The sequence below is a fragment of the Photobacterium lutimaris genome (assembly GCF_003025555.1).
Taxonomy (GTDB): Bacteria; Pseudomonadota; Gammaproteobacteria; order Enterobacterales; family Vibrionaceae; genus Photobacterium; species Photobacterium lutimaris.
Genome location: NZ_PYMH01000001.1, coordinates 486,380 through 513,376 on the forward strand (window position 1 = coordinate 486,380; position 26,997 = coordinate 513,376).

Consider the following 26,997-nt stretch of genomic DNA (forward strand, 5'->3'; position numbering starts at 1 on the left):
TACTAGCAATGCGCTTGCAGAATTAGCAGATCTTCTTAATCGCCATGTATTTTTTAATAACTTTGATAATTTCATCACTTTTATATGGCTTACTGATGACATAGTCCATTCCTGCTTCAATACATGACTTGTGTTCGCTGGCACTGGTCAGTGCGGTCGCGCCAATAATCGTGGCGGGGTGGAAGACGTCCAAGTCTTGCTCCCGTTGGCGGATGAGTTTAGTGGCTTCAATACCGCCCATACCGGGCATAATACAATCCATAAAGACGATGTCCGCACCGTGCTCTTTCATGTACTCCACGGCTTGTGCACCATCGCTCACGGTATGAGCGTCATAGCCTTGCTTGCTAAGCAGTTTTTTCAATAAAAACTGCTGAACTTTGTCATCTTCAACAATAAGGAAAGCATTTTGTGCTTTTTCGTTGGTTTCTTCTGTTGCTTGCATGGCCTCAGTGAGATTGGGGATAAGTTCATGAGCGACGAAAGGGGTAAAGAAGACACGGTCAACATACTCATGGGTATCTTGTACAGTGCTTGACTCAGAAGCGGCTAAAAAGAGTTTAGTTTTGGTGCTCTTCTTCAGCCTAGAATGCAAGGTTTTGCAAAAGGACTTCAATTGAATGCCCTTGATGGTGTCGGTAATGATGATCCCGTCGAAATCGTTGATCCGAGTTAACGATTTAAAAATAGCGTTGGCCGAACGGATAATTTCAATCGTTGCGCCATATTGCGCAAGCATCTTGGACATTATGTCGATTTGAAGCTGGGAATCGGTACAGATCATCAAGTGCTTGTTTTCAAGTGAGCGCTCAACGTGATGGAAGCTTTTAGGCGTAATATCAATACCAATACGGAGCTTTTCCATGCTTGTTTGTTGTTGGTCTTGGTTATTATCCTGCTGTGGAAGGATTAAAGTGGATCTCAGCCAAGCAGACTCAAAACGGGTCACTTTGGTGAGGATCGCCTTTGACCACTCATCATTAATACCACTTTTCTCGTCGACGAGTTGCCAATCGGCGCTTTTTATATCGTGGAGGTTTACTGCGTTGGTAGGCAGGAAAACGATTTCAAAAACCAGCCTGGATTGCTCTACCTCATTGGCCGCTTCGGTATGAATATGGAATAAAATATGCGGTTCATTCTGGGCTGATATGGCATTAGAAAGTTGCAAAAAAAGTACCCAGAATAAACTCGTTGGGTTGCCTTCAATGTCACCGGGTAAGTGGCTGCCTAAATGGCATTCCAAATGACGCTGTGAGTGCTGGGTTTTCGCACTGAGGTGGACCAGTAACTCCGACATCAAAGGCAGGAAGGTAACATTTCCCGAGGCTGTACTGTTCCCTCCGGAGATCAGGCGATTATAGTTATCTGCTAATTCAGATAAGGTATTGGTGGCGAGGGTGATATCACGAGCCAATACCGCTCCATTTTCGCCCGCTTCTTGGGCGATAAGCCGCACCCCACCTTGGATTGTGTTGGTCATGCCGCGAATTTCGTAACCAATCAAGGCATACAGCTGACGGTATAGGTCGGCATTGCGTTTTTGCTGCTCGACATCCTGGTACATGGTTGAGAGGTTGGAAAAAATGCGTCTCTGTTCGGGAGGGGTATTGATATCGTTGAGTATTTCAGTGATCTCATGGGCTGAGATGTGCTCAAGTTGGCTGGCCAGCTCACTGACACCAGATTGCGCCTGTTTAGATTGGGTGCCCTTGCGTTTCGTCGCTGTCGCAACGAGTAACAAGAGAGCGCAAAGCGCGAGGTTGAAAACGAGGAAAACAGTCATTGAACGGAAAAAAAGGGTTTGCTGGGCTTGCTGAGCATCATTGTTGATAGCAGCTATCAAGTTTTGCTGTGATGCTTGTAGGGCTGGCAGCAGCTGAACCAGCGTATTCTGCAGTTGTTGGTAGTCGCTATTGGCGTTGAACTTGGCAATAGCAAGCTCAAGCTGGGGGTAGAGTACATTACCGACCAAGCTGATTTTAGCTTTCTCCGCTGATGCTACCCGTTTAAAGTGCGCAATCTCTTTTTGCAACGTATCAACTTGCGAACGGCTAATCGTTGTCAGTAGTGCTTGGGTTGTCCGGGTCAGTTGATGGCTGCTGCTCACCAGTTCTGAATGTAACATCTTGCTATATTCGGTCGTTTGGTTATGCCACTGCAGACCAATGATTATTTGGCTAATTACACCTACGGCCATTAGTGTGGCGATAAATCGAACTGTGGTCTTCCTTGATAATTTCACTGCAGCTTACCTCTCGTCAAATGCATCTTCCATGGCGCTGACCACAGGCTTCAAGGCGTAATCAATGGCGTAGCGTGAACCTGTTTTAATGTCGGCTGTAAATTCCATATAAGGTGACAAGGTGTATGTCGCTCCGCCGTTTTCTAGGAAGTCTTTCTCAATGGCAATCTTGGCAATATAAAACTCATTGTCTTCTTCCTTGTAAGACGAGCGACTGATGGAATTGATCGTACCGCTGATAAAGCCATACTTGGCAAAATTGTAGGTATCAAATTTGAGTTTGACCTCTTGGCCGACTTCGACAAAACCCAAGTCTTTTTTGGCGATTTTCGCTTCAGCGTGCAAGGTATTATGGATAGGTGAAATATCGGCGATGCTCTCGTTTGCAGGGATCACAGCAGATTTGAAATTAAAATGAATTTTATCGACAATGCCATCGATAGGGGAGTAGACCGTCAAGCGTTCAACTTTATCGGTGTGCTGAGGAAGCTGGGCTTTCTTGAGGGAAAGATCTTTTTCCAGTTGGTTAATCTGGGCTTGATAACCGGCATTTCGACTCGCAACGGTGTCTTTCTGTTGCTTCTCTAACCGAGCAAACTGAAATGTCTCGTTCATGACGGCTTCTGATAAGTTTTCAATCTCCCTGGCCATATTGGCCTGCTGCACTTGCATGTTAAGCACATCAATATAAGAAGCCATTTCCTCTTTGTAGAGCGTTTCTTTGATGTTTAGCTGTTTTTCAATCAGACCCAGTTGCTTACGCGAACTGGCGATGCGTTTTTCCATTGAATTGATCAGCTTTTGCTTATGTTCAATATCCAGAGCGATAAGTGCTTGGTTGGAATTGTTTTTCTGAAATTCTCTTTGCCAAGATTCATTGTATTGAGTCACCAGCAGTGGGAAAGCTGAGTAAGCCGAATAGTCCGGTTCGGCGTCGTGAATGAGCGCCACGTAACGGATGATATCCATTTCAAGGCTGGCGATGTCGAGTGTTGCAGACTCAAGCTGGGTATTTCTATCGACCGAACGTAACTGGGCAATAGGTTGTCCGGCGTAAACATAATCACCGGATTGAACCAGCATGGTATCAAGTATCCCTCCCTCAAGATGCTGGACACGCTCAATATCAGAATCAAGCAGTACCTCACCACGAGAAGAAACCACAATATCTACCTTCGCCTGTGCGGCTAATATAATCAGCAGCATCACAACAACAAACAGTAGCAGCAAAGACTTATGTACAGTTGTCATTGCACTTTGGATATACAAGATATCGTCGTTGTTTGCATCTTGGCTGAATTTTGCCTCTACGAGCGCATACTTGATATGTTTCTCTATTCCCATTGCATCGGCTCCCTGAAGCAATGCCGTATCCTGCCGCCGTATTAATTTGCCAGTGGCAAAGATTTGACTTGAGAATTGACGTTGGCAACTTCAGTCAGTGCATTGTCTATGAGATCTTTGCCTGGCAGTTGCCCTTGTTTGCACAGTCGCTCAATGGTTTCTAGTTGTTGTGAAGCATCGTCTTCACATAAGGTGAGCAGGACACCTTTCAAAGAGTGAACGGCTTGATATAAACCATCAATATTGTTGTTAGCATATAATCCTGTGATCAGTTCGATATCCTCACCGTGTTCCGCACCATAAAGGTCAATGATCATAGACATCATCTCTTCATCGCCATCCATTGCGTCGGTAAATGCGTTGTAATCTATCATTTATCTAACCCTTAGCTGTTGTTACACCCAAGTAACTGAAAAAACAAAGTTTGATACTAATAATGTATGGTCTAGCTTGAACAGGAATACAAGGTGATTGTGTTATTGAATATTTGATTTGTTGATCAATATCTCATCATAAAGTACTGATGAAATTTACGTTAAGTGTGCGTTATCTCTCTGTTTTCCTAATCATTTGAAAAACTAAGGTTAATCATTTGCTGTTTTTACTCAATTGAATGTATCCATAGAGTTAGAGAGTTCTTTTTTTGTACAGAATAACTGACATGGGGACGGAGGCTAATCATGGCTCAGGACAATCAACAGCAGGATAAAAATAACCCTCTCAATGATGCGGTAGAGCATAATGCGACACCTGATGGTAATACTGATGAGCATCGTGCCCAAGACAGGCAAAATCAGCAAAATACGATGGCGGCCACAACGGCTACCGGGGCTGATGCCGCTGAACAGAATGATCAAGTTAACAATAATTCGCCTGAATCAAATCAAGGCAATAATGAAGACGCAGGCGGTCATCTAGGTGCAGAAGCCTCCGATACTGGTGGAAATAATGGAAGCCACAAACATTCTGGCAATTCAGACTCGAGTGCTCAGGGCGGTGAAGCGCTGCAAGATGACGGTAATGTTGAGGATGGCGGGGCTCCCCAGTCAGTAGGTGGGGACGCTCAACCAAGGTCGCAATCCCCCCTTGATGGCGAAGGACAAAACCGAGGCAGCCAACAACCAAACGAACAAAGCTCGCAAGATCAATTGACGGGTAGCAGTGATCCTACGGCCTCGGGCCAAAGCGTTGAGCCCACAGTATTCGATACTGAAACAAGCAGTGAAACTTTCCAAGTTGACGTTGCTGATGCAACCACTAAAGAACTGGTTGGCGACGGTGATTTTGATACTGAAACTGTTTCTGAGACTTTTGAAATTCAAGTAGACAATGTTAATGATGATGTGGAAATTGATACTACGGCCCCATTGCAGTTTGGTACTCAGGAAGATACCGATATTGTCATCACTGAAGCGGAGTTGTTGGCCAACGCCAGCGATGTTGATGGTGATGAGCTATCGGTTATTAACCTGAATATTGCCGGTGCAAGCTATACCACACAAGTCGATCCGGAAACTGGAGAAAGGTCATTCGTTATCACGCCGGATCAGGATGTAAATGGCGACTTATCGGTAACATTTGATGTGACTGATGGACAAGGCAGTCAGGTCGCTTCAGGGGCAACACTACAGGTTGCAGCCGTTAATGATGCCGTGGTCGCGGAAGATGACAGTAGTCTTCCTGGTAGCGATGCACCAAGTATTGCTACCTTCAGTGCTGTTGCTGAGCCTAGTGCGATTGAGGTCGAAGAAGATGGTCAGCTAATTATCAGCCCATCCGATTTATTGGCTAATGATACCGATGTCGATGGTGACGAGTTGACCATTACTGGCGTTGAAGCGACAGATGATACTCACGGTACTGTCGAGCTGGATGAAAACGGCAACGTGGTGTTTACACCGGATGCTGATTACAACGGTCCTGCGTCATTTACGTATACGGTTACCGACGGAAACGGCTCTTTTGATACCGCAACTGTTTCTGTTGATGTTACACCACAGAATGATGCCGCTGTGGTTAACGAAACCAATATCGATGGTACCGAAGATACCGCCATTACCTTTACTCAGGCTATGCTGCTGCAAAACGCCAGCGATGTGGATAGCAGTGACCTGACCGCCGTTAATCTGCAAATTGACCCGCAGTACGGCACCCTAGAAGATAACCAAGATGGTACTTTCACCTTTACACCAAAAGCCGACTTGAACGGTGATGTGCCGTTCACTTTCGAAGTTGACGATAACGATGGGGCGGTAACGCCAGCTTCGGGCACTTTGGATGTCGAAGCTGTCAATGATGTGCCACTGGTGAGCGAAAACCTCACTTATACCATTGATGAAGATGGCACTATCACATTGAGTCAAGATCAGTTATTGGCCAATGCCACAGATGTTGACGGCGACAAGCTGACGGCGGAAAACCTTCAGCTTGAAGGGGCTGGTGACGTTGAAAGAAACGACGATGGCTCCTACACCATCACTCCTGATGAGAACTTCAATGGTGAACTCAATCTGACCTTTGATGTTACCGATGGCCTAGAGACCGTCTCGACTGGTTTAGATCTGACTATCAATGCGGTTAATGACGAGGTTGTTGCCGCGGATGACAGCAGCATGTCCGCGCAAGCACCGCAGATCCGCCTTGATGCTGCACCAGAACATGGTTCGGTGCAGTGTATTAATGCTGAGGGTGAGTGGGAAGATATGGTCGTTGGCCAAGAATACCCTGCCGATGCCCAAGTGCAGTTCGTACCTGATACCGAAGAGGTGCAATCCGGAACCCGAGATATTCGTGTAGGGAGTTTCGATAGCGACACCTCAACCTCGGTATTTGATGGCACAGCCAAGGTCGAAGATTGGGGGACGGTAGACGGCAATACTGCGATTTATCAGGAAGACGGTGTCACGATTACAACTGAGGTTAATTCAGGCGATTTAGCGGCGTGGAATGGTGCAGGCAGCCAAATTGGTGCTGGTATCGGAAATAATACTCGCAACGGGTTGAGTGAAGATGAATACCTGACTGTAACTGTAGAAGGGGAGGATGTTAATCAAATTACCTTCCAATTAGACGGTCTCGGTGGCTATTTCGACGAAAGCAGCAGTAAAGCGACAGAAGTGATAATTCAGGCTTATGACGCTGAGGGTAACTTGATTGACTCTCAAGGTGGCTTCCGAGAGTCAGGTGAGTTACAGGATACGTACGCCTTCACAACGGATGTACTAGTGCATCACTTCACCTTAGGTACTGAAGGCGGAAAGGGGACGTACGTTGTCCAGAATATGACGGTGTCCCGCACCATGTCTGAAGATATTCAGATGACAACTATTCAGGGCGATGGCAGCGAGATCATCAATACGCTTTCGCTGGTTCTAAACCATAGTACTTCCGATCAGGCTATGGATGTCACAGAGCAGTTGGTAGAGGTACAAGAGGGTATTACCAGTCGCGCTATCGAGGTTGACGAAGATGGCCAGCTAGTTATCAACCCCGCAGATTTACTCGTTAATGATACAGATGCTGACGGCGATATATTATCTATTACCGCCGTCGAGGCAACAGAGGATACACACGGTACCGTCGAATTGGATGAAGACGGCAACGTCGTTTTCACCCCTGATGTTGATTACAACGGGCCTGCGTCATTTACCTACACAGTAACCGATGGTAATGGCTCATTTGATACGGCGACGGTTGCCGTCGATGTTAAGCCGGTCGAAGATTTGCCTGTTGCACCGACGCTGAAATTGGATGTCGATGAAGATCAGGTGCTGGAAATTGACCCTGCGTTCATTTTAAGCCAAGCGACTGATGCCGATGGCGATGACCTTACACTCGAAAGTTTGTCGTTGAAGCAGCCACCAAATGGCAATTTGCAACTGCAACAAGATGGGATGTACCACCTGATCACACCGCCTGATTTTAATGGCCTGATAGAGTTGGATTACTCAATCTCAGATGGTGAAAACATTGTTGATGGTGCCCTCAAAGTTGACGTTATGCCGGTCAATGATGCACCGTTCAATGGCGGTAATGCCCATTTAACCACATATGAAGACGGTGGCTTCACTTTTAGAGCAGAAGATATGCTCGACTTATTCGGCGATGTTGATGGTGATGAGTTGGTTGTTTCTCGCGTCATTACCGTTGACGGTGAAGATGCCGGCGAAGTCGAGCAAAATGAGGACGGAAGCTGGACCTATACGCCATCTGACAATTATGCCGGTACCGCTGAACTTCAGATCGAAGTGAGCGATCCTAGTGGTGCGACAACCGTGTTGGATATGCCTGTTTATATCCGTCCGGTCGCTGATGGGGCAGTGATCACCACAGATCATGAGGGACCACTAGTCTTTGATGAAGATACTACCGGTTTGCTGGGGCTGAATGTTGATATGCTCGATGCTTCCGAGCAATTGAGTCATCTAGTGATTACCGGTTTCCCTGTCGGTTTTGTCGTTACTGATGGGGAGAACACTATCACAATCACCGAGCCAGGGCAGGTCGTTGATGTGACGACTTGGAGTTTCGATGATTTATCACTCACTCCGCCAGCTGATTTTACCGGTAGTTTCTTCATTACCGTTTCTGCGACTACTGCAGACTACGGTGATGAGTCGTCCAATACGTTGCCAGAATCAACAGAAGCCTATGCTGACTTTGATGCTACTCAGGGTGAAACTCTAGTGCTGACAATGGAAGATTTGCTAGGCATGGCTGAGGGATTAGAGGCTGCTGATGGTGATGAAGTTCAAGGCGTCCACCTCATTGACCGCTCTCAAGGTGAGCTGGTTGATAATGGCGATGGCACATGGTCATTTACCCCAGCAGAGAGCTTTGAAGGACAGGTTGATTTTGCTTATCAGGTGGAACACAACGGCAGTTTGGTCGATGTTCAAAGTAGTATTGCTGTTGTTGCCGCAGAAACGGGTGCAAATGCGGATAACTCCGCACCAACGGTTGATGCCATTGTTACCACCGAGCTTGGGGCGGGTAATGATTTGGCCTTCTCCGATACCGATATGCTTGCTCAGCTAACTGATGCAGATAATGACGATCTAACCATTGAATCAGTCCAATTGGTTGGTGGACAAGGCGTGTTGGAAACAAATAGCGAGGGGCAGTACACTTTCTCGCCAGCAGAAGGCTTTGCTGGACAAGCGCAAATAGCTTTTGTTGCCACTGACGGTGAGAACAGTATCCAAACGCATTTCAATGTTAATGTTGCCGAACCGGAAGCCTCAGATTTCACGCTTAATGAAATGGGATCATTGGAACTGACTCAGGATGATTTATTGGCAGCGTTAAACTTAGGGGATGAATCGACAATCACTGCCGTTGATTACCATGGTGAACAAGGCACGGTAATTGAAGAGGGGGATGGTTGGGTGTTCTGGAGTGATGATGACTTTACCGGTCAATTGCCACTCGAAGTCACATCAATTGACGGGGATGCAACTTCCGTTCATCAGATCACTCTTGATGTTGATGAGTATCAAGACCTTGAAGCGAGTTCTAAGTCAGCAAAACTTGATGGCGACTCACAACAGCATGTTGATACCCAAACCACGATTAACGAAGACGCTTCAGATAACAGCGACAGTTCGGATAGTGATGATGCTGGAGGTGAAAGTGATCTTACAGCAGCTCCGGGCAACAATGTTCATTTCGAGATCCCTGATGATGTGGCAGAAAACCCTGATGTGACACAGGTCGAAATCAGTGAACTTCCTGACGGGGCAACGATTGCCAATGCATTACTAAACAGTGATGGCTCCTACACGGTTAGTGGTAACCTATCCAAGCCGCTTCTGATGAAGTTATCAGATGAATTTGAAGGTGAGGCGACGATTCAGTTTGAAGGGCAAACCGATCTCGGTGCGGTTGTTGAAGGGGCATCGGCAACCGTGACGATTGATGTTGATGACGAGCATGCAATGCAAGGAAATCAGGGTAAGAATGCTAATCAACCAGCGATGCAAGATGAGAACGGACAAAATGACGATTGGACCCAAGGGGATAACAGCAATCAAGGTGTTGATGTGATGGATGATAGCTCATCGTATGATAATGATTCGTCAGGATCGCAACAGGATGATACCCCAATAATGGATGAGAATATGTAGCTATAGCTGTCATAAATGTACTTAGATAAGTTCAAGCCAGCAGCGATGCTGGCTTATTTTTATAGTGATGCTTTCTAAAAGAATGATACAGGCTGAAATACAATTAAAACGAACAACTCAATAAAAGCACTTATTGGCCGCGCTATGCATTTTTTGCATGGTGAAGCCATATTTGGCATTTCACAATATCTTGGTTAAATAATAATGATAAATATAAGTGATGAAATATAAAAATAAATTGTGATGCACTTAGAAATTTCAATATGGGAAACCAAAGAATGACAAGCCTTACTCTGATCAAAAGTGCCAATGTTTATGCTCCATCTTCTCTGGGTAGAAAAGACGTATTAGTCGCAGGTAACAAAATTGTAGCAATTGAAGATAGTATTAATGTCAGTAGCCTTGGAACTGAAGTCAAAATTGTGGATGCTACTGGTAAACTGATGATCCCTGGCATCATCGATCAGCATGTACATTTAACTGGTGGCGGGGGGGAAGGTGGCTTTAGTAGTCGTACACCATCAATCACATTTTCTAAACTGATTAAAGCCGGTGTCACCTCAGTTGTTGGTGTAATGGGCACTGATGGCTCAACACGTTCACCACAAGATCTGTTTGCTAAGGTTATGGGATTACGTGCTGAAGGTCTCTCTGCCTGGATGCATACTGGCTCTTATCAAGTGCCGACGGTTACTTTAACCAACAGCATTCGAGATGATCTTGTTTTTCTTGAGCCTGTACTCGGGGTTAAAATTGCTATTGCTGATCATCGGGGCTCTTTCCCGACGACAGAAGAACTATTGCGGATTACCTCTGATGTACGCATGGGAGCAATGCTAGCAGGTAAAAAAGGGGTTCTCCATATGCACATGGGGGGACTGTCTGACCCTTTCAAGCAAATCAATGAGTTAATTGAGCGAGGTATTCCTCACAGTAATTTTTCTCCTACCCATGTTGCAAGAACGATCCCTTTATTTGAAGAGGCGGTGAAGTTTGCAACAGCTGGTGGGGTGATGGATATCACCTCAGGTGGCAGCTGTGCTTTCACTGACCCCGGTGAAGCTGTCTTTGCGGCTTTGGAGTCTGGGGTACCATCAAAGCGTATCACTGTTAGTTCTGATGGTAATGGTAGCTTGCCACAATTTAATGATGCAGGTGAAATGATAACGATAACAGCCGCTGCCGTTGATTCGAATATCCAGTTGCTTCGTACGCTAATAGACCGTGGTCTAGACGTTGGCCAGGCAAGTGCGATGATGTCACAAAATGTCGCTCAATCATTGGGTATCAATAAAGGTCAATTGTCCGTTAACTCTGATGCTGATTTCCTGCTACTGGATGACAACTTTGTTGTGGATTCCGCATTTTCGATGGGTAAAGCGATTATTCTAGGTCGAGAACAGCTTGTTATCGGTAATTTTGAAGAATGATTTTAAATACCTTCAAGTAGAGTAATATTTCGCTAATAAATCTAGCTCAAGGTTGTATAGCTTGACGCTTATGCACAGAATAGAGCACCGTGACCATAGATGAATAAGCCAGCATGTATGCTGGCTTATTTTTTCTTCGTTTTTGTTTTTGTTGAGCAATGGTTCTGAAGGCTTCAGTGGGTGAGGTTAGTATTAAAACCGGAATACCACGCGGAAGACTTGTGTCCAGCCCCATAGGCTAAACCCGATCACCGTTGATAAGAACAATGCAGGAAAAATCATATCGATCATAGTTGTATTACCTAGCTTATTGACGTTTTTGTGGTGTTATTATCTAGTTTATTGCTTGTAATTCAAAGTAAAGCGCTGCTGTGTGTTCTGTTTTTGTGATATGCAACTGTGTTTGATGTTTTTATGGGCGCTGGTGCTTATGGGTTGGTGATTTTTTAACCTTTTAGTGGTTATAAAAGAGTTAATCGGCTGTTTATATTGGATAAACTGACCATGACAGGTTTGAATCGTTCTAACACCATGAATACTTCAGCGGGCCTTGTATATGTGAGTGTCTGGATAAAAGGCATACCAAGCGAACCAATATAACAACGTGCTGGGGAGTTCTTGCCCTTGGTGGTTTGTTATGTGGGCAGATTGAATTTTATCATCCCAGTAAATGGTGAGGTTTTGCTGTTCAAAGCGATAGGTGAACTGGGATTTTCCCTGTTTCCTCAACTCTGCAAACGGGAAAGCGATGACCCCGTTTTGTCCTTTATATCCCATGACGGTATCTTTGGAACTGTAGATAGATGGCGCTTGGTTGGCGACAGGGAAGTAGAGGCGTGGCGTACGGCTGTATCCTGCATAGGGGTCGTGCTGGTAGTTGCGTTGATAGCCTGTATGTGTCGATAACACGTCTGTGTGTGGGTGCTGTTGTTGCCACTTTCCCCAGCGTGTCAATGTTAGAGGATATTGGGTTAAGATTTCCCCTTTGAATTGGCCAGAAACTGCAGCCCCCTTGATTTGTGACCACAAAGACTCTGTTTGGTGGTCATACAGTAAAACGTCGGAATTATAGAGCAAGCCTGATACACCAAATGTGAGATGTCGGTTATTCACGGTGGAAGAAAAAGCCATTCCCGATCCACAAAGCGGGCAATAACTGACAATAAAACGTTTTCCATCTATGTGATCATTAACGACTTCATGCCAGTTAAGGATCTTAATAGGATAAGCACGGTATTTCCCTTTGATTTCAATGCCGAGTATAGGATCGCTTGCTGCCATGAAACTGGCTTGTTTGGCAGAGACAAAATGGGGGTGAAGAATAGCAGGAATCCCGTCCTTCCCCGGCCCGCCAGACATGATCTGCTCGATAGGAACAGATGCGTTAGATAAATTAAAGCCGTTAAGCGATGCTGCTTGCATACTTAACGGCAGAGTGAAGATAAGTCCATATAAAAGAAAAGCAATAAGCTGTTTCATCAACCCCTCCAACGCGCTTCAGATATACAGACCGCAGTGAAGAGAGAATATTTCAATACCCGAGAGTTTTACATCCAAGCACCTTGAAGTGTCTGAGTTATAGTTAGTGATTATTCTTTACTAGCAAAGAAGCGCTGGCGGTATTGCTCTGGCGTACATTGCGCATGGCGCTTGAATAATGTGATAAATGGTGAAGCTTGATGATAGCCAAGGGTTAATGCAATCTCTTTGACAGAAGCCCCCTTCCTTAGCAAATGCAAAGAATATAGGAACTTACGCCGTTGTCGCCATTCAGTAAAGCTCATCCCAAGCTTGTCCTGGCAGTGTCTGGCCAATGTTCGCTCTGTGGTATGAAGCACTTGGGCCCAGTCCTTCAACGTCTTTTCTGACATCGGTTGGCGCTCTAGTTCATTAAGGATAGGCTTGAGGAGTTTGTCGTTACTGGTCGGGAGAAATTGCTCATGCTCTTTGGCTTGGTAGACTTGATCAAGCAAGACATTCACCAGCCTTTTGTCCTGTTCTGACTCAGGTAAAGTCAGTTGTCGGGCTTTCAGGTCGTTGATGATAGCTTCCATGATTGGACTGACCTCCAGCAAGCATGGATAACTTGGAAGTGGGGAAGCCAGAGGATGGGTAATATTCATCGAACAATAATTCAGGCTGCGCCGCATAAAGCTCTCATGCTCGATACCGGCCGGTACCCACACTGCATACTGCGATGGGGATAGAAATCGCTTTTTTTCAGCCCTAAGCTCCAGAATGCCGCCGTTGATTATCTGGAGTTGCCCCCACGGGTGGCTGTGGCTTGGCGTCGTCGTATTGGGTAAAAATACTTCATGACCAAAAAATACCTCAGCGGGAGGGTTATCGTTATCAAAAAGCGGCTGATAGATCTTATTCATTGCTAGGGCTTAGGCAGGGTCACTTGGTGGACATACAGTAAACCCCGTAGATATGGAAGGCAATGATTACATCATGTTGTGTGCTAAGAACAAGGTAGTTTCTAAACCTAGCTAAAATATACAGTATAGTGACTAGATTCGTTGACACTAATTACATCTTATTGGCTGGGAGGTAGATGATGACAGCTATTATTGAGGCTTTTTTTCATAAGCCGACATCAACACTTAGCTATGTCGTTTATGATATGACGGGTGGGCATTGCGCGGTGATTGATAGCGTTTTGGATTTTGATTTGTCATCTGGCATTGTGAGTACAGAGTTCGCGGATCAAATCATTGATTTTATAAGGTCAAACCAGCTCACTCTCGATTGGATCTTAGAGACTCACGCCCATGCTGATCACTTAACGGCAGCCAGTTACATAAAATCTAAATTAGGTGGGGTGATTGCTGCCGGTGGCCACATCGTTGATGTACAGGCTACCTTTGAATCAATACTGGTAATGGATGACGATGGTGTTCAATCTCGCAATAGTTTTGATCATCGTTTTCAAGACAAAGAAGAATTCTCAGTTGGTATGTTAACGGCTGAAGTGCTAGAAACGCCGGGTCACACCAGTGACAGTGTCACCTACCTTGTGGATGAAGATGCGTTTATTGGTGATACCTTATTTATGCCAGACTTTGGTTCAGCACGCTGTGATTTCCCTGGAGGAGACGCAAAACAGCTGTTCGCCAGCATACAAAGAATTTACGCGTTGCCTGACTCTACACGAATCTTCGTTTGTCACGACTATCAGCCTGGTGGTAGGGAGTTGCAATACCAAACCACCGTGGGAGTGAGTAAAGCAGACAATATTCACATCACAGGTGACACACCAGAACGTGAGTTTGTTCAGTTTCGCTCTGAGCGCGATAAACAATTGAATGTACCCAAATTATTGTATCCTGCTATTCAAGTAAATATCAGGGCTGGCCAATTACCCAAAGCGTTTATAAAAATACCCATATCGAAGACATTTTGACATCGTTAGCAGGTGGGGTGCCTAATTATTTGTATTTCGAGGTATGGTTATTTTATATGGTATTTTTATGATAGGGGGTAAGAATATAGTTCTTATCATTGAATATGTTAAAAATAATATGTCAGTTAATTGTCAATTCAGCTTTGTTTTATTGAGTTGCTAGCTTCAGATGCATAAAATGGCCTCCAGAAATGGAGACCATCATGTCAATTTATAAAACCCTACCTGTACTAGCAGTAGCAACCTTGCTTTCCGCGTGTGGAAGTGACAGCAGTAACGATTCGACCCAATATGCCAAAGTTTCTTTCAGTGTATCCGATGCGCCAGTTGATACTATGTCTGAAGTGGTGGTAGCGTTTGATAAACTTGAGCTTAAGCATAAAAATGGCAACACTTACCTCATTGAAGTGGATAAAGATGATGAAGGTAATGAGTACCAGCAAATCGACTTGCTTGACTATCAAGGCACAGATGCGGCATTGATTATCACAGAACACACGCTGCCAGCCGGTGTTTACAAGGAGATGATTGTTCATACCAAAGCTGGCGATATGAACTGGGTAAAGGATGATGAAACCTCCGGTGAGTATGACCTTAAGATTCCTAGCAATAAATTGAAGCTTGGTGGTTTTGAAGTCATTCCAGAAGATGATAATACGGTCCAAGGCTTCACCATCGAATTTGACCTTCGCCAATCGCTAGTAGAGCGCGGAAACGCTGGTAAAAATGGTTACAACCTAAAACCACATGGTGTGAAAATTGTAGACAACCGAGAAGCGGCATCGCTTTGGGGAAGGGTAGCCTTGGATCTGTTTGATGCGGGTGAAGGTTGCGATTATGACACGGGTAATTTTGTATACCTTTACCCAGCACACGGGTTAGATAATTATTTGTTAGTGGATAACCATGATCCGTTTGATGTTGATTTTGATGGTAATTATCCACCAGAAAGTTCTATTTCGCCTTACGCATCAGCACCTGTTGACCAGGATGGTGACTATGCGTTTGGTTTTATTCCTGCAGGTGACTATACCGTTGCGTTTACCTGTAATGCAGTAGACGATGACCCTGTTCAATATGATAGTGACATTAAAATTGCAAACCCTGAAACTCAACGTTTCGAAATTACATTAGATAAAATGCAAGAAAAAATCTTCGATTTTAGTCTATAAAAAGAAAGGGCCTTAAGGCCCTTTTTTATTTTCTCTTCTAATTTCCCCATATCTCTATTTCTTGGAAATTATTCCAAGTTCGCAGAGTAGAATTATCAGGGTCATTATTTCCGTTACAAGTTAGCTGAACATACTTCACGTTATTAGCATTCACTGGGTTACTGACAAGGCCGACCGTTGTTCCAGGCGTCACCACACTAGAAATACCCGAGTAATTCACGCCATCGCTACTGACTGCAATGTTAACGAAGTACTGCCGGATATTACCTTTGGCTTGAGACCATTTAATGTCACTCAGCGTCGCCGAGGTAGCCAGTTCAAGCGTATAGGTGATACCTAACCCTTTTGCCGTCCATTTTGAAGCGCTGTCTCCATCAACGGCCATTTCTGGTGTATGGTCGACCCGGGTCACTGAGGCAGAAACACCTGCAATCGCCAGTTTGACGGGTATCGCTGGTGGTGGCGTTACCTCACCCAAAAAGCTCAAATATCGACTGGGGAAAGAATTGGTATTTGCTGGGCTTAGGCTCGGGAATATATAGTCGACGCTATTATCAGAAAGGCCGAACCATTTACATAGGGTCGCCGCTAATTGCTCTGATGATGTAGAAGGGATGAATTTGTTGCCGTTAGCATCAGCACCGTCACGAATAAACTCTGGGTACTGGCCGTAAGCTTTACCACCGTTTACTTGTCCTCCGACAATAAGTTGGTTACTCCCCCAGCCATGGTCAGTACCGCGATTACTGTTATTCTCAATGGTTCGCCCGAAATCAGACATAGTAAACGTTGTGACTTTATCATGCAGCTGATCGGCTTCGAGTGAACGATAGAATGCACTCAATGCGGAATCTATTTGCGCAAGAATACTGTCATGCTTGCCACGTTGGTTACTGTGATTATCAAAGCCGCCAATCGAGACAAAAAAGACTTGGCGGCCTTGGTTAAGGTTGGTGCTGGATTGAATCAGGCGCTTAACCATTCTGAATTGCCCCCCTAAATAGCTAGCGGGAATAGTTTCGTCTTCAGGATATTGATCGAGTGTATTACTCAATGAACTCTGAAAATCAATAATATCCTGAAAGCGCTGTAAGTAACTTTTGCCAAAAAGGGAAGCCGTGTTGTTATCAAGGAGCTTCTGTACGTTGTTATTGATAGAGTTAATGGCCAAGGGTGACATTGCGCGCAGTCCATCAGCACTAATACGAAGATCGGTACCGGTTTGGCTATTCATTAACTCATTGCCACTGAAGGACATACTTGGTGACACGACCTCAGCGCCAGAAGCGAGAAGATCCATCATCATGCCTGCCCACCCGTATGGATGATATTGACCGGTATCCCAGCTTCTTTGCCAAGCAAGTTGTTGCTTATTGTGGGCACCAAGATTAGGGGGGGTCTTAACAGAACTTAGGTTGCTTTTGGTTGTTGGTTCGATAAGTGTACCAACATTAACAACGGTTGTTGCATTACCTTCCATTATTAGCTGCGCAAGTTCCGGCATGTTGCCATTAAGCGTAATCGCTTGCCCGTTTTCCGCCGTAAAGCCCGGCATTGGAGCTATAGCGGTAGTGCTGAGGTGGATATCCGGTCGAGCACTGACATAATTATCGTAGTTTGCTCCAGATGCTGGGACAACCATGTTGAAAGAGTCATTTCCGCCAAAAAGAAAAAGGCAGACAATTGCTTTGTAGTCATCGGCACCATTGGCTAACGCTTGTGTGGGCAAGGTCAGCGATAGGGGCAATGCTGTGGCTGAAGAAGTAACGGCAGCCGTTTTAAGAAAGTCGCGTCTTGATAAGTTCATAAGGCTTACTCCTGAACCATAAAGCTGGGTGAAATGAATGCGAGGTATAGCATGGCGGCGACAGCATAAGGTTTGTTATTACTGTTTTTAGCATTCCATAGACCTTCTAGCCTTGGGGCAAGATCGGCGGGCATTTCACCTTTTAGGAAACGGTTGGCTATCAGGTTTGAGAGTGATGCATAATCATTGCTTGCGGCTATAAAGTCGCTGACAACCGGATAGAGTTCTTGTTTGCTGTTAGAGCTGGTCTTATAACCATTGTCTTGGAGTACCTTCCACGCGATATTGCTTAGTTTGATCACCTGATTCCAGTCAATGATCTCCAATTCGGGGGATGCGAGGTTGTTACTTTCTAATTCGCCACTTGGCAGATGATCGGGTGAATAGAAGTTAAAAACTGAAGGTGAGCCAAGGGGATATTGATTGAAAGTCTCTTTATACAACATTGCATTGAAGGAGATTAAACCATTATTGCCTGGTTTAGCATCAAGAGCACGATAAAGGTATGTCATTGCCAAGATAGGCTCACGTACTTTGGCGACATGCAGGTCGTTTTCTTTCAGCACTTCACTGTCGGTCAGGATCGCTGTGATGACTTCGCCGAGGTTACCTCCTGTATTGCGAAAAACGGAAGCCACCCTAGCCACATATTCAGGCCTTGGATTAGAGGTAACAAAGCGTTTGATTAATAGGGTACTGATAAAGGGTGCTGTATTAGGGTGGTTGACGAGCAGATCGAGTACTTGATCGAGCTCAGCCTCAGCACCCACGCCTTCAGGAAGCGGTGTGCCAAGCACCGTTTTGGCTTGCATATCATGGGAGTCATCATAGGCAATCATCGGATTTTCCATGCTACTGCCATCCATGAACCACCCGGTGAAAACACGAGCCATATTCTCTATATCATTGTCATCATAGGTTGGAATTGGCTGGTTGTTACCATCAAGTTTGGGTGTCCCGTCTACATTGAGTTGCTCCAAGCCAATGGTAAAGAGCTGCATGATTTCTCGGGCATAGTTTTGATCGGGGTTCACCCCGGTGTGGCTCTTGGGGAGATTACCCACCATGGTGAGGAAATGCCCCATGATCGGAGAGCGGGTAACGTGATAAAGCAGGGTCTTATAATCGCTGAAGGCGTACTGGGTCAGGATATCGTAATAATGAGCCATTCCTTCAGGGTATGAGGTGAGCTGGGCATCACGATCGCCAACGACTAAGATCTGGCTCAGTGCAAAGGCCATGCGCTGGCGTAATTGCGCTCCCTCCCATAAAGCAATATCAAACCATGCGCAAACTCGCATTTCTTGAGTTGTCACGGCATTTCCACGTTGTTGTGCTTGGTAAAGTGTACGTTCTCTGTGGCTTTCGTATGGTTCAGAAAGTTGGCTGTTAATCCAATTGGTACGGTTATCGAGAGTGAGGAATTCTTCTACCTCGCCTTTTTTTATCCCCATTGTAGCCATGTCCAAGAATCTGGATGCTTGTCGGTATGTTAATCCTTCCATAGATGCTCACCTTGTGATGAAGAGTTCTCTGTTGCAGGTACATCAAGTTTGGAAGTGATATATTTGGTGTGGGAATATTTTGGCGTGTTTTATTTAAATTTATGATGCTGTGGCAGGTGGTAATGAAATGCCTTGAAATGTAGTCAAATAATAAGAAATATGTGCATTTTGCAAAACAGTTACATCAATATGCACTTGGTGACTTATTGTCGGTGGTTTATCCGTAGTTATGCATATATTTTGACGTTATTATCTGTTTGTGTGTGTGTGGGAAGGTAATAGTACAGGTGACCGTTGTCCCATGCGTAATTATGCTGTTGTAGGGGGCAGATAGTGGTTTATGTGTATCGAGTCTCAGTGGTTGCAATAAAGCGCAGTGCGTAATGTCTTTACTTTAACTTCCCAGCGTTTTAAACAACGTTATTTGGCTACTGCTGGATTTTAGCCGAGAACTGTGGGAGTTTAACCAAGCGTATACGCAGATATACAGATAAGTAATGAGTAGGAGTGAGAAGAGGCGCACATGCCAGAAAAGCTATTATCGGTTATTGATTTCTTAACAGAAAATAAAATGTTGCTCAGTGTACTGATCATCACATTTGTTCTGATGTGCAGACGTCTAGTCCTAAAGCAAATACGCGGGGACGTCGCGTTCGTATCTGAGCATCAGCGAAAGTGGATGTCACGGACAAAAAACGGCACCTTTACGTTGACGGTGCTTGTGCTATTCATGCTTTGGCAATCTGAAATTAGCGAATTTGCTTTATCTGTGACAGCTATTGCTGTTGCGATTGTCGTTGCATCTAAAGAGATTATTCTTTGTTTTACCGGATCAATCCAGCGAGCCAGTGCGCGATCGTTCAGGATTGGTGATTGGATTGAAGTGGGCTCGCTGTGTGGTGAGGTGATTGAGCATAATATGATGGCGACAGTGATCCAAGAGATCGATCTTCATCATGGTCAGTATCATTTCACGGGTAAAACCGCGACCTTGCCGAACAGTATGTTTTTTACCTATCCAGTAAAAAACCTTAACTTTATGAAGCGGTATGTGTATCACAGCTTCAGTATTACGGTGAAAGAGTTTGTTAATCTTTTCGTATTAGTACCAGAACTCATTGAACAGATTGAAAGCCACTGTGAAGAGTTTATTGATGTTGCCAGGCGATACAACGGGGTAATCGAAAAACACGCTGGTGTTGATCTTCCTGGCCCGGATCCTCATATCCATATCACCACGACATCAACCGGTGAGCAGGTCGTACATGTCATGCTGTTCTGCCCGACAGAAATGGCGACTCACCTTGAGCAGCAAATACGCGAAGACTTTATGCAGATCTACCAAGAAACCTATGGTAAGAACAATTTGAATGAAGATCGAAACCCGAAAGTGAGCTTTATGTGATTGAGCTTGTGTCTGGTGAATCGCTATTTGGTACCACAGTGCTTTTTGCTTTAAAAATTAGCTACTCTAAGTAGGAAAGTTGTCTCTTGGTAAGAATGATCGTGATACACTCCCGCGCTTCATGTAGAGGCGGCTCTACCATATTTAGTTAATGTACAATTAGAGGCGATTCATGCCATTCTCTAAACTTGGGCTCAGCGAGTCATTAACCCAAGCGGTTAATGAACTGGGCTACAGCAAGCCAACAACGATCCAGACCAAGGCTATTCCTGTTATTCTGCAGGGTAAAAACCTAATTGCAGCGGCGCAAACAGGTACCGGTAAAACGGCGGGCTTCGTATTGCCCATCCTTGAGAAACTCAGCCAAGGAAAGACGCAACGTAAAAAACGTATTCGCGCACTGATACTTGTGCCTACCCGTGAATTGGCTATCCAGGTTGAAGAGAAGATCACCCTGTACTCTAAGCATTTAGGCCTAACGTCGCTGGCGATGTATGGTGGTGTGGATGAGAAGCAGCAGAAGCAAAGCCTGATTGATGGTGTTGATGTATTGGTCGCGACGCCAGGTCGTTTGCTTGATATGTACGGCCAGCGTGCAGTTCACTTTGAAGAAGTGGAAACGTTAGTGCTTGATGAAGCTGACCGTATGCTGGATATGGGCTTCATTGAAGACATCAACAAAATTATTGACCGCCTGCCTGATGAACTGCAATTCTTGCTGTTCTCAGCGACATTGTCTAATAAAGTACGTGACTTGGCGAAATCGGTGGTCGAGAACCCATATGAGATCAGCATTGCAGCTAATGAGGCATCCAAAGCTAACATCGAGCAGTGGTTAATCACGGTCGATAAAGATAAGAAGTCTGCGCTGCTTAGTCACTTGATCAAGGAAAACCAGTGGGATCAGGCGTTGATCTTCATTGAGACCAAGCACGGTGCTGCAAAACTGGTTTCTCAGCTGGAGAAGCGTGGCATTGCTGCTGAAGCATTCCACAGTGGTCGTAGCCAAGCGATTCGAGTACAACTACTTGACGATTTCAAAGCCGGTAAGATTAAATACCTGATCGCCACTGGTGTGGGGGCGCGTGGTATTGATATTGAAGAGCTGCCACGGGTGGTGAACTATGATTTGCCATTCCCTGCCGACGAATACGTTCACCGTATTGGCCGTACCGGTCGTGCTGATGCATCAGGTGAAGCCATTTCGTTTGTATCGAAGGACAACTTCAAAAATCTGTGCATGATTGAAAGCCGCTTGGGCCACTTGATTGAGCGCCGTGAAGTCGAAGGCTTTGAACCTAGAAAGCCCGTACCGATTTCAATTTTGAATTACGTGCCAAAAAACAAGCGTCAGAATAAAGATTAATTCAATCGCTGAATAGAATGACTAAGCCCTTGCCATTTGGTGAGGGCTTTTTTTTGCTTATGGTTTTCATCAGTCACAGAATCTAACGCAGTCACTTGTCACAATATCTCCATATCCAACATAAACTTAAAATAGTTTTTGTTGTTCGAAAGTGAAGGAGAAAAGCATGAAAGGAAAATGTTTGTGCGGGGCTATTGAACTAACAGCCGATGATCAAAAAGAGGTCAGTCCTTGTCACCCAATGATCCCGGTAAATACTTCAATTGTTTCAGGTGTCGCTTTGTCTGAAATTGATGGCGAAATGAAAATGCTGCTGATGAAGCGCGTAAAAGGTGGGTATTGGTGCCATGTTGCAGGCTCTATCGAAGGGCAGGAAAAAGGCTGGCAGGCGATAGTGCGTGAGTTCTTTGAGGAAACGCAGATCGCGGTGTCTGAACTCTACAACGCCCAGTTTCTAGAGCAGTTCTTTGAGGCGAATGTCAATGTCCTGCAAATCATTCCGGTATTTGCGGTGCTATGCCCACCGAATCAACCTGTAATCTTGAATAAGGAGCACAGCGATTATCGCTGGGTTGGCCTTGATGAAGCGAAGACCTTGGTGCCATTTCCCGGGCAACGCCACGTGTATGATCATGTATGGGCACATTTTGTCGAAAACGCACCTTCTGTGCATATGAAAGTTAATATGCGTTAGTGCCGTCAAATCGTGCCGAACGAATAAAGTGGTAGGAAAATAGAGTGAAACAAAACATTGTAAACATAGCCCTGGTGGTTAAAGACTATGATGAAGCGATTGATTTCTATGTCAATAAGCTGAAGTTTGAGTTAATTGAAGATACCTACCAGCCAGAGCAAGACAAACGCTGGGTGGTGGTTGCACCACCAAATTCTGATGGTGCCAGTTTGTTGTTGGCAAGGGCGTCGAAGCCTGAGCAATTAGACGTTATTGGTAACCAAACGGGTGGACGAGTCTTTCTGTTTCTAAATACCGATGATTTTTGGCGTGATTATAACCATATGATTACAGAAGGTATTAAGTTTGTCCGCGAGCCGAAAGAGCAAGATTATGGCACGGTCGCTGTATTCGAAGATCTTTATGGCAATATGTGGGATCTACTCCAATTAAACCCAAATCACCCTCTTGCTATTCGAACAAATCGCTAACACTATGCATCCAGAGGTTGTTATGAACAAACAAGAGATTGTCGACTTTCTCATGACGTTACCTGAGATCGAATTGGATTACCCATTTGGTGCGGATGTCATGGTATTCAAAGTGCTGGGTAAGATGTTTGCATTGCTATCGGTGAATGATGGTGTTGTTGATATCAACCTGAAAGGTGCTCCGGCTGATAATGAAGCGCTTACTTCGGTGTTTACCGCTATTCGCCCCGGTTACCATATGAACAAAAAACATTGGGTAACGGTGTCGATAACCGATGAAATCGAAGAGGGCATGTTGAAAGGCTTGATTGATCGTTCTTACCAGTTAGTCGTCGCAAAATTGAAAAAAATCGATCGGGACAGGTTAGCGATTCAACGTTAGGTAGGTAGAGTCAATGGAGTGATGCCCAACCAAAGAGTGTGCTTTCTAGAAGCGTTGACTACTTTGTTTATTGTAGAGACATCGACTTGATGTGGAATCGTACCGGCTTGTTAAGCCCTTGCGAGCGGTCTGATATGTTTATACTGAGTGAAAGATTAAGTAGTAAAAGGGAGTCGACGTTAGATGGCGTACCCGTTAGAAACAGACAGGCTGATACTTAGGCAGTGGAAAATAGACGACTCCCCAGATTATGCCAAGCTGAATGCTGATCCCACAGTGATGCAGTATTTTCCTGGCGTTTTATCCTTGCAGGAAAGTAATGCTCAGGCCGCGAGAATTACGCAATTGATCGCCGAAAATGGCTGGGGTTTTTGGGCGGCTGAATTGAAATCAACTCGGAAATTTATTGGTTTTGTCGGTTTGCATCGTCAAGATGAGCACTCGGGGATCCCCAATGCGCCGTTTGTCGAAATTGGTTGGCGGCTGGCTAAAGAGTATTGGGGCAACGGGTATGCACCTGAAGCGGCAAGAAAGGCGCTGCAATATGCGTTTGAGCAATTGCGAGTCCCCAGTGTTTATGCGTTTACCTCTCTACCTAATACGCCTTCTCAGCGGGTAATGAGCAAAATCGGTATGATAAATATTGGCCAAGACTTTGACCATCCAAAGCTACCGCAAGGGCATAGTCTCCAGCGCCATTGTTTGTACCAAATTACGCAAGAAACGTGGTTAAACAAACACAGTAAAAATAGAGCTCTAATGAGGGAATAACATGGCTGGTATGACTGATCTACAAGAGTTATTGAAATCAATGGCTCCTGAACTGAGAGCTGGGGAGTATGTCTTTTGTACCGTGGGCGGTGAGTTAGCTGAATATGTAGGTTTGTCCCCGGTCGCGACTTTTTCCGAGTCGGAAGGGTTAACCCTAGTACTCAGTAAGGATAGTGCCGATAGGGGCAATCTGGCTTATGAGGCAACATTTAGGATGATCACGTTAACAGTTCATTCTAGCCTTGAAGCCGTTGGGCTAACGGCAGCTGTTGCCACTAAGCTTGCGGAGCAGGGGATCAGCGCCAATGTGATCGCTGCGTATTACCATGATCATGTGTTTGTTCAGAGTGAGAAAGCTGATGAAGCCTTGATAGCGCTACAATCATTTTCTTCTTGAATATTGAAGCTTACGCTCAGTCAGTGTTAGACAATCAGTCATAATGAAAGGAATCTAAATGCCAAAGGTAGCCCAGAGTATTTTCAACGTATTGTGCTGGAGTTAGATGTTGAACCCTATGACATTACGATGGTTGGCGACAGCTTCGAAAATGACATCCAACCAGCTATCGCCGCAGGGTTGAATACAATTTGGTATTGCTCAGAAAAAGAGCTTAGAGATGATAGCCAACATAAGCAAATCATTACCTTGAAAGAGTTGAATTAGTTAGGAGTTATATCAATGAAACTAGTGTCTCCATGCCGTGAATATGCATTGGCTTTCCAGCGATTTTATAATGACTTTGCTACTAATGATCCGGAGAATGCCCAGTATTATTTGGGGGGGAAAAAGAATTTTGAGCGCTACGTTAAATCGTTAATTGATGAATCTAATGGCGTGAATTTAAGAGATGGTTATGTGCCTTGTCATCATTATTGGCTGGTTAACATCGATGATGAGATCATTGGGGCGATCCGTGTACGTCATAATATTAATACGCCATTCTTATCACTCGAAGCTGGTCATATCGGGTATGATGTTGCGCCAAGCTTTCGCCGCCAGGGGTACGGAAAAACGATGCTCAGATTGGTTTTGCCTAAAGCTTATCAGTTAGGTATTCAAAGAGCGTTGATCACTGCTGATGAAGATAATATTGCCTCGCGCACCGTTATTGAGCGTAATGGCGGGCAATTTGATAAAATTATACAAGGAAAAGTGTTTCCAAACCCGATCGCTCGGTATTGGGTTGATTGTTGTGGTTATTGTTGTTAACGATTGCAGCATCCTTTCCCTTTTTCATCGGGATTCAGCTGCATCGGTGGGCAAGGTACGGTGCCATAGGAGCAATAGACACAACAGTCCCCTTGTTTAGGTTTAAGCAGTGCGTGGCAGCTCTTACATTCATAAAACCACTGACAGGCGTTGACTGGCATTTCTTCAATTTCCTTATTACCGCATTTGGGGCATGTTATTTCAGACATTAAGACAACACCACTCATTACTATCGCCCTGGTCTGCTGTTGATGCGAGCTGCACAATGATTGTGAATAATCACTAACGCCATTGTAATGGTATATTATTTATTATTACGTTGAGCCTCTGAAGGGAATCCAGCTCGCATAAAAGTAATAATTTTCCACATACTCTCTCGCGATAGTTGGTCTTTATAAGCTGGCATATCGGTACCGAAGGCTTGTCCCCCGTCGGAGATTGACCAAAGTAAATATTCGTCTATAGCCATGGGCATCTGAATCATATACGCCAGAAGAGCAGGAGAAGGATTTAATGAATTGGCAATATCTCCATCCCCCAAACCTTGTGCCCCATGACAGGTTGAACACTTCTGTTGGTATAATTTACCACCTTCTCGCACGGCATCTGGATTTTGTGTAAAAGGGTTTTTTACACTCAGATACTCTTGTGGAATGCTTGAATGCATAAAAGTCCAATGCCTTGTCATTCTTTGTCGCTGTTTGTTATTCATCATACTCGGCCCCCACATTTCGCGTTGTGTCCACTTGGGGTCCCATCTATCGTTGCAGCAGACTGGTTGTGATTGAGCACTGGCAGGAGCTATATAGCTTGTCAGCAAAGCCAAAGTAGCGAAGACATTGATTATTGGTTGCATACAAGGTATTCGACACGTTACTTTCATTTTTCCTCTCCTTTGTCTGAGCATTTTGAGTTTAGTCTGTATCTGCTGTTATAAACAACAAGATGTCGCTTCTCTTCTCATCCATGGCTTATCTCTGATGAATTATTTTGAGGCACCTTGATAACAGCAACTTAGTCGCGCTTTCTCATCTATCACACTTTGGCTAACCCGTCGCTAAATGCTATCCTTCGTGCCAGTTATAGCGTGATATCCGGAAGTAAGATGAATTTTAACCGTATTGTTTGTTTTGACCTCGAAATGTGCTGTTGGAATGATGGCCGTGAGTCAAGGACAGGCGAGATCATTGAGATTGGCGTCGCAGAGCTTGATTTGACCAACGGTGAGATTGTGCGACGAGCTCAACATTTTGTAAAACCGGATCATGATGAAGTTTCACCATTCTGCACCGAGTTGACAGGCATTAAGCCTGAGGTGATAGAGAAAAATGGCAAGCCACTTGGCCATATTTTGAAATCAGTTGAGCAGAAGTTCGGTGGCCGACATAAAATCTATGCCGCATGGGGGCGTGATGACATTATTCTTCGCAAAGAGTGTGAAGAAAAAGGGTTAAAAGTCCCGTTTGATGAATACCTAAATTTGGCTACCTTGTTCAGGTTGCAACGCCACATCACTAAAAAACGCTGTGGACAGCGAGCTGCGATGGATATGGCGGGTATCGAATGGGAAGGGCGTCAGCATTCTGGTTATGATGATGCCTATAATCTAGCTCGATTGGCCAAAACACTTTTTCTCAATAATTAAAGGAAAGGTGTAATCGGTCG

23 protein-coding genes are annotated in these 26,997 nt (G+C 44.9%); 14 read left to right on the forward strand and 9 right to left on the reverse strand.

Features of this window, described 5'->3' with window-relative positions:
• Positions 1-22: 22 nt before the first annotated feature.
• Genes C9I99_RS01910 through C9I99_RS01920 form a run of 3 tightly spaced genes read right to left on the reverse strand, consistent with a single transcriptional unit; the run spans position 23 to position 3,963 of the window.
• Positions 23-2,245 (reverse strand): ATP-binding response regulator, encoded by a 2,223-nt coding sequence (locus C9I99_RS01910; protein WP_243734279.1) that lies wholly within the window; start codon positions 2,243-2,245, stop codon positions 23-25.
• A 6-nt stretch (positions 2,246-2,251) separates the two neighbouring features.
• Entirely contained in the window at positions 2,252-3,589 is a 1,338-nt protein-coding gene (locus tag C9I99_RS01915; protein WP_107347152.1) for an HlyD family type I secretion periplasmic adaptor subunit, read from the reverse strand.
• A 41-nt stretch (positions 3,590-3,630) separates the two neighbouring features.
• Positions 3,631-3,963 carry an Hpt domain-containing protein gene (locus C9I99_RS01920; RefSeq protein WP_107347153.1) on the reverse strand — a complete coding sequence of 111 codons (333 nt, stop codon included), beginning with the start codon at positions 3,961-3,963 and terminating at the stop codon, positions 3,631-3,633.
• A gap of 306 nt (positions 3,964-4,269) precedes the next feature.
• Here C9I99_RS01920 and C9I99_RS01925 point away from each other — a divergent pair, with 306 nt between their 5' ends.
• Both C9I99_RS01925 and iadA read left to right on the forward strand, forming a co-directional pair.
• The gene (locus C9I99_RS01925) at positions 4,270-9,714 is read left to right on the forward strand and encodes a tandem-95 repeat protein (RefSeq protein ID WP_107347154.1); all 5,445 of its coding nucleotides are present in this window, start codon (positions 4,270-4,272) and stop codon (positions 9,712-9,714) included.
• A 278-nt stretch (positions 9,715-9,992) separates the two neighbouring features.
• Entirely contained in the window at positions 9,993-11,144 is a 1,152-nt protein-coding gene (gene iadA, locus C9I99_RS01930; RefSeq protein WP_107347155.1) for a beta-aspartyl-peptidase, read from the forward strand.
• 540 nt (positions 11,145-11,684) lie between these two features.
• Here the strand turns inward: iadA and C9I99_RS01935 are convergent.
• Together C9I99_RS01935 and C9I99_RS01940 are read right to left on the reverse strand one after the other, a co-directional pair.
• Entirely contained in the window at positions 11,685-12,623 is a 939-nt protein-coding gene (locus tag C9I99_RS01935) for a DUF3179 domain-containing protein (protein WP_107347156.1), read from the reverse strand.
• A gap of 110 nt (positions 12,624-12,733) precedes the next feature.
• Entirely contained in the window at positions 12,734-13,525 is a 792-nt protein-coding gene (locus C9I99_RS01940) for an AraC family transcriptional regulator (protein WP_107347157.1), read from the reverse strand.
• A 176-nt stretch (positions 13,526-13,701) separates the two neighbouring features.
• Here C9I99_RS01940 and C9I99_RS01945 point away from each other — a divergent pair, with 176 nt between their 5' ends.
• Together C9I99_RS01945 and C9I99_RS01950 are read left to right on the forward strand one after the other, a co-directional pair.
• Positions 13,702-14,550: an MBL fold metallo-hydrolase gene (locus C9I99_RS01945; RefSeq protein WP_243734280.1), complete on the forward strand. Its 849-nt coding sequence runs from the start codon at positions 13,702-13,704 to the stop codon at positions 14,548-14,550.
• 203 nt (positions 14,551-14,753) lie between these two features.
• Entirely contained in the window at positions 14,754-15,722 is a 969-nt protein-coding gene (locus C9I99_RS01950) for a DUF4382 domain-containing protein (protein ID WP_107347159.1), read from the forward strand.
• Between the two features lie 37 nt (positions 15,723-15,759).
• Here C9I99_RS01950 and C9I99_RS01955 read toward each other — a convergent pair whose 3' ends face one another.
• Both C9I99_RS01955 and C9I99_RS01960 read right to left on the reverse strand, forming a co-directional pair.
• Positions 15,760-17,529, reverse strand: a complete 1,770-nt coding sequence (locus C9I99_RS01955; protein ID WP_107347160.1) for a DUF1501 domain-containing protein — start codon at positions 17,527-17,529, stop codon at positions 15,760-15,762.
• A 5-nt stretch (positions 17,530-17,534) separates the two neighbouring features.
• Positions 17,535-19,034: a DUF1800 domain-containing protein gene (locus tag C9I99_RS01960; protein ID WP_107347161.1), complete on the reverse strand. Its 1,500-nt coding sequence runs from the start codon at positions 19,032-19,034 to the stop codon at positions 17,535-17,537.
• A gap of 523 nt (positions 19,035-19,557) precedes the next feature.
• Between C9I99_RS01960 and C9I99_RS01965 the strand changes: the two genes are divergently transcribed.
• From C9I99_RS01965 to C9I99_RS02005, 9 genes are all read left to right on the forward strand, one after another.
• Complete coding sequence (locus C9I99_RS01965; RefSeq protein ID WP_107347162.1) at positions 19,558-20,439, forward strand: mechanosensitive ion channel family protein; 882 nt, start codon at positions 19,558-19,560, stop codon at positions 20,437-20,439.
• Between the two features lie 172 nt (positions 20,440-20,611).
• Positions 20,612-21,805 (forward strand): DEAD/DEAH box helicase, encoded by a 1,194-nt coding sequence (locus tag C9I99_RS01970; protein ID WP_107347163.1) that lies wholly within the window; start codon positions 20,612-20,614, stop codon positions 21,803-21,805.
• Between the two features lie 241 nt (positions 21,806-22,046).
• Positions 22,047-22,499: an NUDIX hydrolase gene (locus C9I99_RS01975; RefSeq protein ID WP_107347821.1), complete on the forward strand. Its 453-nt coding sequence runs from the start codon at positions 22,047-22,049 to the stop codon at positions 22,497-22,499.
• A gap of 44 nt (positions 22,500-22,543) precedes the next feature.
• Entirely contained in the window at positions 22,544-22,969 is a 426-nt protein-coding gene (locus tag C9I99_RS01980; RefSeq protein ID WP_107347164.1) for a VOC family protein, read from the forward strand.
• 22 nt (positions 22,970-22,991) lie between these two features.
• A complete protein-coding gene (locus tag C9I99_RS01985; RefSeq protein ID WP_107347165.1) occupies positions 22,992-23,351 on the forward strand; it encodes an MmcQ/YjbR family DNA-binding protein in 360 nt (119 codons plus the stop codon).
• Between the two features lie 183 nt (positions 23,352-23,534).
• Positions 23,535-24,122 carry a GNAT family N-acetyltransferase gene (locus C9I99_RS01990; protein WP_107347166.1) on the forward strand — a complete coding sequence of 196 codons (588 nt, stop codon included), beginning with the start codon at positions 23,535-23,537 and terminating at the stop codon, positions 24,120-24,122.
• A gap of 1 nt (position 24,123) precedes the next feature.
• Positions 24,124-24,519: an ACT domain-containing protein gene (locus tag C9I99_RS01995; RefSeq protein ID WP_107347167.1), complete on the forward strand. Its 396-nt coding sequence runs from the start codon at positions 24,124-24,126 to the stop codon at positions 24,517-24,519.
• A gap of 33 nt (positions 24,520-24,552) precedes the next feature.
• Positions 24,553-24,786: an HAD family hydrolase gene (locus C9I99_RS02000; RefSeq protein WP_107347168.1), complete on the forward strand. Its 234-nt coding sequence runs from the start codon at positions 24,553-24,555 to the stop codon at positions 24,784-24,786.
• Positions 24,787-24,801: 15 nt separating this feature from the next.
• On the forward strand, positions 24,802-25,332 hold the full coding sequence (locus C9I99_RS02005; RefSeq protein WP_107347169.1) for a GNAT family N-acetyltransferase: 531 nt from the start codon (positions 24,802-24,804) through the stop codon (positions 25,330-25,332).
• On the opposite strand, the gene C9I99_RS27510 is transcribed toward C9I99_RS02005, so the two are convergent.
• Positions 25,329-25,559 (reverse strand): GDCCVxC domain-containing (seleno)protein, encoded by a 231-nt coding sequence (locus tag C9I99_RS27510; RefSeq protein WP_107347170.1) that lies wholly within the window; start codon positions 25,557-25,559, stop codon positions 25,329-25,331. The two genes, C9I99_RS02005 and C9I99_RS27510, sit on opposite strands and share 4 nt — an antisense overlap.
• Positions 25,560-25,636: 77 nt before the next feature.
• Positions 25,637-26,047, reverse strand: coding sequence for a c-type cytochrome (locus tag C9I99_RS02015; protein WP_166645350.1), 411 nt, complete (start codon positions 26,045-26,047; stop codon positions 25,637-25,639).
• Between the two features lie 390 nt (positions 26,048-26,437).
• On the opposite strand from C9I99_RS02015, the gene C9I99_RS02020 reads away from it, so the two are divergent.
• Positions 26,438-26,977, forward strand: a complete 540-nt coding sequence (locus tag C9I99_RS02020) for a 3'-5' exonuclease (RefSeq protein ID WP_107347172.1) — start codon at positions 26,438-26,440, stop codon at positions 26,975-26,977.
• Positions 26,978-26,997 lie beyond the last annotated feature (20 nt).